Source organism: Symbiobacterium sp., assembly GCF_040797425.1.
Taxonomy (GTDB): Bacteria; Bacillota; Sulfobacillia; order Symbiobacteriales; family Symbiobacteriaceae; genus Symbiobacterium.
In genome coordinates this window covers 1-8,325 of the sequence record NZ_JBFNEH010000085.1, presented here as the reverse complement: position 1 = coordinate 8,325, position 8,325 = coordinate 1, and the positions used below count along the sequence as shown (strand labels likewise).

General features: G+C 64.2%; 9 protein-coding genes. 3 read left to right on the top strand and 6 right to left on the bottom strand.

What is annotated here, in order from left to right; translation table 11 throughout:
- Nucleotides 1-399 precede the first annotated feature (399 nt).
- The 3 genes from AB2385_RS16170 to AB2385_RS16160 form a co-directional block, all read right to left on the bottom strand.
- Nucleotides 400-1,236, bottom strand: a complete 837-nt coding sequence (locus AB2385_RS16170; protein WP_011196390.1) for an ExeA family protein — start codon at nucleotides 1,234-1,236, stop codon at nucleotides 400-402.
- A complete protein-coding gene (locus AB2385_RS16165; RefSeq protein WP_367656038.1) occupies nucleotides 1,237-2,625 on the bottom strand; it encodes a DDE-type integrase/transposase/recombinase in 1,389 nt (462 codons plus the stop codon).
- Between the two features lie 80 nt (nucleotides 2,626-2,705).
- Nucleotides 2,706-3,320 (bottom strand): DUF6431 domain-containing protein, encoded by a 615-nt coding sequence (locus tag AB2385_RS16160; RefSeq protein WP_011196840.1) that lies wholly within the window; start codon nucleotides 3,318-3,320, stop codon nucleotides 2,706-2,708.
- 282 nt (nucleotides 3,321-3,602) lie between these two features.
- Between AB2385_RS16160 and AB2385_RS16155 the strand changes: the two genes are divergently transcribed.
- The 3 genes from AB2385_RS16155 to AB2385_RS16145 all read left to right on the top strand — a co-directional run bounded on the left by AB2385_RS16155 (nucleotide 3,603) and on the right by AB2385_RS16145 (nucleotide 4,867).
- Nucleotides 3,603-3,968, top strand: coding sequence for a NifB/NifX family molybdenum-iron cluster-binding protein (locus AB2385_RS16155; RefSeq protein ID WP_367656042.1), 366 nt, complete (start codon nucleotides 3,603-3,605; stop codon nucleotides 3,966-3,968).
- 92 nt (nucleotides 3,969-4,060) lie between these two features.
- A complete protein-coding gene (locus AB2385_RS16150) occupies nucleotides 4,061-4,444 on the top strand; it encodes a NifB/NifX family molybdenum-iron cluster-binding protein (RefSeq protein WP_367656041.1) in 384 nt (127 codons plus the stop codon).
- A gap of 18 nt (nucleotides 4,445-4,462) precedes the next feature.
- Complete coding sequence (locus AB2385_RS16145; protein ID WP_367656040.1) at nucleotides 4,463-4,867, top strand: PadR family transcriptional regulator; 405 nt, start codon at nucleotides 4,463-4,465, stop codon at nucleotides 4,865-4,867.
- Nucleotides 4,868-5,246: 379 nt separating this feature from the next.
- Here AB2385_RS16145 and AB2385_RS16140 read toward each other — a convergent pair whose 3' ends face one another.
- The 3 genes from AB2385_RS16140 to AB2385_RS16130 all read right to left on the bottom strand — a co-directional run bounded on the left by AB2385_RS16140 (nucleotide 5,247) and on the right by AB2385_RS16130 (nucleotide 8,167).
- Nucleotides 5,247-6,083, bottom strand: coding sequence for an ExeA family protein (locus AB2385_RS16140; RefSeq protein ID WP_367656039.1), 837 nt, complete (start codon nucleotides 6,081-6,083; stop codon nucleotides 5,247-5,249).
- Entirely contained in the window at nucleotides 6,084-7,472 is a 1,389-nt protein-coding gene (locus AB2385_RS16135) for a DDE-type integrase/transposase/recombinase (RefSeq protein WP_367656038.1), read from the bottom strand.
- An 80-nt stretch (nucleotides 7,473-7,552) separates the two neighbouring features.
- Nucleotides 7,553-8,167 (bottom strand): DUF6431 domain-containing protein, encoded by a 615-nt coding sequence (locus AB2385_RS16130; protein WP_011196840.1) that lies wholly within the window; start codon nucleotides 8,165-8,167, stop codon nucleotides 7,553-7,555.
- Nucleotides 8,168-8,325: the final 158 nt, after the last annotated feature.

Here is an 8,325-nt window from a genome sequence, read left to right as displayed (position 1 = left end):
CCGCGCTATTTGGCAGTGACTTGACTGGCGACAGTGTCGTTCGTCAACTGACGCGTTGGTTTGTCGCCAGGATCGGGGGCGGCCGGCCAGCCGGCCGCCCCTGCTGAGCTTAGAACAGTGTAGCTTGTACAGTTCCGGATGCGACCCGTTTGCTTGGGCTGCGGTGAATCCGTGCCGTCCTGCGGCACTCCGTGAGTGCCTGGCGGCTCCTGGCGAGAAATGCACGAAGATCTCGGGCGCTGGCGAACTCCAGCTCGACGGCACCAGCCGTTCCATCCCGGAGCACGAGTACGTAACGTGGGTGCGTCCGGCAGTCCGGCTCACAATCGAAGTAGACCTCAACCGTAAACTGAGGCAGCACGGTCGCTCGCAGTGAGGCCAGCACGAGTCATCCCTCCATTACCACGGGCTGCTGCCCTTGGCGGTCTGCAGATCCTGCAGCTCAAACAGAACCCGGTCGACATTGGCCTCGTCCACAAAGCGCTGTTCACGGGAGCAGGCGTCCAGCAGGCAGTTGGTGCAGAGTGTGTTAATGACCCGGGGAAGCCCGCGGGACTCGGCGGCGATCTTCTGCAGCGCCTGTTCCGAGAAGATGTCGTGGTCGACACCCGTCCGGCGCAGATGGTGCCGGATGTACGCGACGCTTTCTTCCTCGCTCAGCGGCCCCAGATGGTACCGCACCTGAACGCGCTGGGCGATGGCTTCGAAGGTGCGCAGGCGGAGCATGCCGCGCAGTTCGGACTGGCCCACCAGCAGAAAGGTCATGGGACAGGCCGAATCCAGGTGGAAGTTGAGCAGGAACCGCACTTCCTGCAGCATGGCGTGCGGCAGCAGATGGGCCTCGTCCAAGACGATGACGGGCTGCAGCCCGTGCAGCCGGTAGCCGTCCAGGATGGTCTGCTCAAACAGCCGGCGGGCCTCTCGGCTCAGGAAGTGGTAGGGTGCGGCGACACCGAGCTGGGTGAGCACGTCGCGGTAAAAGGCCGTGGGCGTGAGCTTGGAGTCGGCAATGTAGACAAACGGATTCCGGCTGCGATCCAGCAGGTCGTACAGGGTACGGATCGCAGTGGTCTTGCCGGATCCCACCTCACCGGTGATGAGGCCGAACGCCCGGTGGCGCACGCAGTACTGGAGCCTGGCCAGCAGCTCCTGGTGCTGTGCACACGGAAACAGGTCGGTGGTCGGGATCTCCTTGCTGAAGGGCAGGACGCGAAAGCCAAAGAACTCGGCCAGCACTCAGTTCTGGCCCCCCTTCGGCTGCGTCAGCCGGGTGTAAGCGGTCTCACCCAGCCGCCTCCGCCTTTCGGTGTCATGCTGCTTCTTGGCCAGCGTGAGGAAGTTCAGGCCGGTCTTGGGTGCTGCTGCAGCTGGTTCGGGTGCGGGGGATACCGACCGGTGCCGGGTACGGTGCAGCTTTAGCGGGACCGCGTCGGCAAAGCGCTTCCCCTCGTGCCAGACCTGGATCTGGCTGAGGTCGTACGGGTCGTAGCGAAGCGTGACCTTCCGGCGGGCCAGGGCCGGGTCGACCTCGTATTGGTTGCGGTAGAGCGAAAAGCAGCCCGTCTGGTCCACCACGCGCTCCTCCTCCCAGAGGAAGACCTCACGGAGTGCACTGGGGTCAATTCGCCGCAGCGGCTCCGTGTCGCCCTCAAACCGCTGCCGCGGCGTCTGCTTGGTCACGCCGTGCACCCGGTTGTGGTACGCCACCTCCAGCCAGGCCCAGAACAGCTCGTTGAGCTGCTCCAGGGTCGCAAGCTGGCCGGCGGCGATGAGTTGCTGTGCCTCCGGCAGAAAGCTCTTCTGTACGGTAAGGAAGAAACGCTCGATCTTCCCTCGCCCCTGCGGTCGATAGGGCCGGGAATGGGTGAGGCGGATGCCCAGCCGGCCGCAGATGCGCGCCAGGTGCCGGGCGGAATAGATCGCCCCGTTGTCCACGTAGATACGCCGGGGGAGACCGTAGCGCAGGATGGTGCGTTTCAGGCAGTCCTCCAGGCGGGGCAGTTTCTCCTCCCAGTACATCTGCCCGTAGACGATGCGGCTGTAGTCGTCGATGAAGGCGATGAGGTAGACCTTGCGGGTCTTGTCGGGCCTGTCCGGATGCGGCAGGTTCAGGAGATGACACACGTCGCCCTGCCAGCAGTCGTTGCGGTGGGCCGCTTCAAAGCGCCGGAAGGTCGCCCTGCGCTTGCGGCTGAGCATAGCCTTGCGGCTGTAGCCCGCCCGCACCAGATGCTGCGACAGGGTGGATCGCCGGAGCAGCCCCGGTGGAACTACGCCGGCCTTCTCCAGGGTGTCAATGATCTGCTGCACGCTGCGCTCCGGCACTTCCCGCCTGGCAGCGATGGCGTGCTCCAGAATCTCCGGTGTGATGACACGGCCCTTGCGGGCGTCGTCCCGCACCTTGGGTTTCAGCCCGTCGAAGCCGGCCTGCCGGTAGGCGGCGATCCAACGCTCCAAGGTGCGAACGCTGACCCGGGTCTTGTCGCTGTGCGGAATCTGGTGGTGCTGGCGGGCGATTTGCTGCAGAATCCGCCGCCGTTCGAGCCGGGTCACATCCTCCGCCACAACCGGTGCGATGAGCTGCCACCGAAAAGCGGCAATCTCGTCGCGCTGCTGTTCGTCCATGGTGAGTCCCTCCCTTGCCAGGTTGGCGCCATTGTGGCACGCCAGCCTGCGGGAAGGCGACGGACAGACTCTGTGGTGTGCTAGAGGGAAGCCGTGCCTTCACCCAGCCGGTTCAGCGCAGCAAACACTCCGCCGTGTTCCTCCGGCCGCCGCCCCATCTGACGGCGGTACCAGTCCCCCACATCCAGCAGGAAGTGGAGCGTAGCGTCCGGACCTTCCCGCCGGGGGGTGAGGGCATCGAGGTCTGTGTCCGGCCAGAAGCGCAGAACCCGTTCGGCAAGGTACTGGCTCCACTCTCCGGCCAGCGCTCTCGCCCTGACAAGCCAGCGTCTGAGCGTCTTCTCCGAGAGCCAGCTGACCGTCGGGCTGCTCAGTCGCCGGGCCAGGGTGCTCCAGGGCAGCCCCCGCCGCACCCGCCCGCGAACCACGGCTTCTCGCACCAGCGTGATGAATCGGGCGTACGGTTTCAGAAAGTCAGGCAAGATGGCGCACGTCTTACGGCACCCTGGACACCACCAGCGGTAGATCGGGATGTACGCCTTCTGGTGCGCAGTAAAGACCCAGCGCCAGTACCGCCCATGCCGCCGCATTCGACCACCGCAACCTGGGCAGTGCAGGGGCAGGTCCGGCCCGCAAGTGCCATATTTGCGAAGATAGGTCTGGACGTTCTGACCCAGGGGAAGTAAGATACACATACACAGGTGCACTCCGCCCTGTGGGGAGAGCCTGCCCAGGTGGACGGCCAAGTCACAGGCCTGGGCAGGCTCTCATATTTGTCCCCTGTCGTACCAAAACGGAGAGGACAGCCCCCCTCCTGATGATTCTATCTTCAATATTCTCTGTCCTACACAAGCGCACCATGCTCAACACATGTTGACAAATAATCCGGGCAACAACAGGTTGACACTGTACGATAGCTGGACTTATACTATAGGTGACATTATCACTTAGATGAAGCAAGCTTCTCTTGACGGGAGGTGCAGGACGTGCGTATTGCCGTACCGGCCGAGAGGCCCGATCCAGCCAGCTGTGTGGATCCAGTGCTCGCACAGGCACAATTTGTAGTGATCTATGACACGCACAACGGCTCGTGGGATACGCTGGATAGCTGGCGAACTCTTGAGAATCCTGGAGGCGCCGGCGCCGCACTAGCCGAACTGCTTTCCCGGCACAGGGTCGACGTGGTTCTTTGTGAAGAGTACGGTCCTCCGTTGTATCACGTTTTTCAGAGCGTCGGAATCCGGCTGAGGGATGGAGCCTCCGGATCGGTACGGGAGGCAATCGACCGCTACCTCGCGCCCAAGACCGCCGCAAGAGCCTGGCGTGCCGAAAGGAAGAGTTGAAAAGCGTTGGTGGACGGTATAGGTGCGATTGTCACCTATATGAGTCATGTGACTGATGCAGATCGCAACCATATCCGAAAGGGGTACTCAACATGCGCTTTGCCATCCCGGTTCAGGACGGCCGCCTCAATCCGCACTTCGGCCGCTCTCCCTCCTTTGCTTTCATCGACGTCGACCCTGAAAAGAAGCAGGTTATCGGCCAGCAGATCCTCCCTGCACCCGAGCACGACCACGGCATCCTGGCCCGGTTTATTAAGGAGAATGGCGCCGCCGTCGTCATCGCCGGCGGCATGGGGGCGGGTATGCAGCAGTCGCTGGCCCAAGAGGGGATCTCAGTCATCCTGGGGGCGCCCAGCCTGGAGCCCGTCGAGGTGGTCAGTCAGTACCTGAACGGCACCCTGGTGACCGCCGGGGAGACTTGCGGCTGCGGCTCGCACCACCATGACCACTGCCATCACGGAGAGCGTGGTCACTAGGGAGGAAGGATTGACATCATGCCACGGGGACACTGCCGCCGTCACGGACCAGGCCAGCACTGCACCTGCGCCATGGGGCACCTCTACCGGTTTGTCGAGCCTGTTGTACTCTACGCACTCATGCTCAAGGGCGAGGCCCATGGCTATGAACTTGCCGGCGTGGTGCAGGAGCACGCGCTGACCGACGCTGAAATCGAAAGGGCCTCCCTGTACCGCACCCTGAAGCAGCTTGAGGCCAACGGCCACGTGACCGCCCGGTGGGAAACCGACGAGAGCGGGCCAGCCCGGCGGCTTTACCGCCTCACTCCCAGCGGCGAGCAGCACCTGCAGGAGTGGGTGAAGGTGCTGGAACACCTCTCGCATACCATGGCACAGTTCGTGGCCAACGTGCGGGCGCACACCAACCGGCCCGTTCACGAGTAACCGGATAGCGATGAATCTCGTCGGGCGACCCTCCAAACGCTCCCCCCAGCGCAGGGGGCGGCCATCGGGCCGCCCCCTTGAGGTTAGAACAACGTAGCTTGTACCGCCCTTGCCCTTGCCTGCTGCACCCGGCCACGCCGCACATGCGTCGTCTTGCGAGCCGCAGCCAGGGCTTCGCGCGTCCTTGTGAGGAAGGCGCCGAGATCTCGGGCACTGGCGAACTCCAACTCCACGGCGCCGGCGGTGGCGTCCCGGAGCACAAGCACGTAACGCTGGTGCGTCCTGGGGTCGGCCTCCCACTCGGGGTACACTTCAACCGTGAACTGGGGCAGTACCGTCGTCCGTAGCGATGCCAGCACGGGTGATCCCTCCGTTACAGTTACCAGGGGCTGCCACCCTTGGCGGCCTGTAGGTCCTGAAGTTCCAGCAGGACCCGGTCGACATTCGCCTCGTCCACGAAGCGCTGCTCCCGGGAGCAGGCGTCCAGCAGACAACTGGTGCAGAGTGTGTTGATCACCCGGGGGAGACCCCGGGACTCCACCGCGATCTTCTGCAGCGCCTGTTCCGAGAAGATGTCGTGGTCGACGCCCGTCCGGCGCAGATGGTGCCGGATGTACGCGACGCTTTCTTCCTCGCTGAGCGGCCCCAGATGGTACCGCACCTGAACGCGCTGGGCGATGGCTTCGAAGGTGCGCAGGCGGAGCATGCCGCGCAGTTCGGACTGGCCCACCAGCAGAAAGGTCATGGGACAGGCCGAATCCAGGTGGAAGTTGAGCAGGAACCGCACTTCCTGCAGCATGGCGTGCGGCAGCAGATGGGCCTCGTCCAAGACGATGACGGGCTGCAGCCCGTGCAGCCGGTAGCCGTCCAGGATGGTCTGCTCAAACAGCCGGCGGGCCTCTCGGCTCAGGAAGTGGTAGGGTGCGGCGACACCGAGCTGGGTGAGCACGTCGCGGTAAAAGGCCGTGGGCGTGAGCTTGGAGTCGGCAATGTAGACAAACGGATTCCGGCTGCGATCCAGCAGGTCGTACAGGGTACGGATCGCAGTGGTCTTGCCGGATCCCACCTCACCGGTGATGAGGCCGAACGCCCGGTGGCGCACGCAGTACTGGAGCCTGGCCAGCAGCTCCTGGTGCTGTGCACACGGAAACAGGTCGGTGGTCGGGATCTCCTTGCTGAAGGGCAGGACGCGAAAGCCAAAGAACTCGGCCAGCACTCAGTTCTGGCCCCCCTTCGGCTGCGTCAGCCGGGTGTAAGCGGTCTCACCCAGCCGCCTCCGCCTTTCGGTGTCATGCTGCTTCTTGGCCAGCGTGAGGAAGTTCAGGCCGGTCTTGGGTGCTGCTGCAGCTGGTTCGGGTGCGGGGGATACCGACCGGTGCCGGGTACGGTGCAGCTTTAGCGGGACCGCGTCGGCAAAGCGCTTCCCCTCGTGCCAGACCTGGATCTGGCTGAGGTCGTACGGGTCGTAGCGAAGCGTGACCTTCCGGCGGGCCAGGGCCGGGTCGACCTCGTATTGGTTGCGGTAGAGCGAAAAGCAGCCCGTCTGGTCCACCACGCGCTCCTCCTCCCAGAGGAAGACCTCACGGAGTGCACTGGGGTCAATTCGCCGCAGCGGCTCCGTGTCGCCCTCAAACCGCTGCCGCGGCGTCTGCTTGGTCACGCCGTGCACCCGGTTGTGGTACGCCACCTCCAGCCAGGCCCAGAACAGCTCGTTGAGCTGCTCCAGGGTCGCAAGCTGGCCGGCGGCGATGAGTTGCTGTGCCTCCGGCAGAAAGCTCTTCTGTACGGTAAGGAAGAAACGCTCGATCTTCCCTCGCCCCTGCGGTCGATAGGGCCGGGAATGGGTGAGGCGGATGCCCAGCCGGCCGCAGATGCGCGCCAGGTGCCGGGCGGAATAGATCGCCCCGTTGTCCACGTAGATACGCCGGGGGAGACCGTAGCGCAGGATGGTGCGTTTCAGGCAGTCCTCCAGGCGGGGCAGTTTCTCCTCCCAGTACATCTGCCCGTAGACGATGCGGCTGTAGTCGTCGATGAAGGCGATGAGGTAGACCTTGCGGGTCTTGTCGGGCCTGTCCGGATGCGGCAGGTTCAGGAGATGACACACGTCGCCCTGCCAGCAGTCGTTGCGGTGGGCCGCTTCAAAGCGCCGGAAGGTCGCCCTGCGCTTGCGGCTGAGCATAGCCTTGCGGCTGTAGCCCGCCCGCACCAGATGCTGCGACAGGGTGGATCGCCGGAGCAGCCCCGGTGGAACTACGCCGGCCTTCTCCAGGGTGTCAATGATCTGCTGCACGCTGCGCTCCGGCACTTCCCGCCTGGCAGCGATGGCGTGCTCCAGAATCTCCGGTGTGATGACACGGCCCTTGCGGGCGTCGTCCCGCACCTTGGGTTTCAGCCCGTCGAAGCCGGCCTGCCGGTAGGCGGCGATCCAACGCTCCAAGGTGCGAACGCTGACCCGGGTCTTGTCGCTGTGCGGAATCTGGTGGTGCTGGCGGGCGATTTGCTGCAGAATCCGCCGCCGTTCGAGCCGGGTCACATCCTCCGCCACAACCGGTGCGATGAGCTGCCACCGAAAAGCGGCAATCTCGTCGCGCTGCTGTTCGTCCATGGTGAGTCCCTCCCTTGCCAGGTTGGCGCCATTGTGGCACGCCAGCCTGCGGGAAGGCGACGGACAGACTCTGTGGTGTGCTAGAGGGAAGCCGTGCCTTCACCCAGCCGGTTCAGCGCAGCAAACACTCCGCCGTGTTCCTCCGGCCGCCGCCCCATCTGACGGCGGTACCAGTCCCCCACATCCAGCAGGAAGTGGAGCGTAGCGTCCGGACCTTCCCGCCGGGGGGTGAGGGCATCGAGGTCTGTGTCCGGCCAGAAGCGCAGAACCCGTTCGGCAAGGTACTGGCTCCACTCTCCGGCCAGCGCTCTCGCCCTGACAAGCCAGCGTCTGAGCGTCTTCTCCGAGAGCCAGCTGACCGTCGGGCTGCTCAGTCGCCGGGCCAGGGTGCTCCAGGGCAGCCCCCGCCGCACCCGCCCGCGAACCACGGCTTCTCGCACCAGCGTGATGAATCGGGCGTACGGTTTCAGAAAGTCAGGCAAGATGGCGCACGTCTTACGGCACCCTGGACACCACCAGCGGTAGATCGGGATGTACGCCTTCTGGTGCGCAGTAAAGACCCAGCGCCAGTACCGCCCATGCCGCCGCATTCGACCACCGCAACCTGGGCAGTGCAGGGGCAGGTCCGGCCCGCAAGTGCCATATTTGCGAAGATAGGTCTGGACGTTCTGACCCAGGGGAAGTAAGATACACATACACAGGTGCACTCCGCCCTGTGGGGAGAGCCTGCCCAGGTGGACGGCCAAGTCACAGGCCTGGGCAGGCTCTCATATTTGTCCCCTGTCGTACGAAAACGGAGAGGACAGCCCCTCTCCTGATAATTCTATCTTCAATATTCTCTGTCCTACACAAG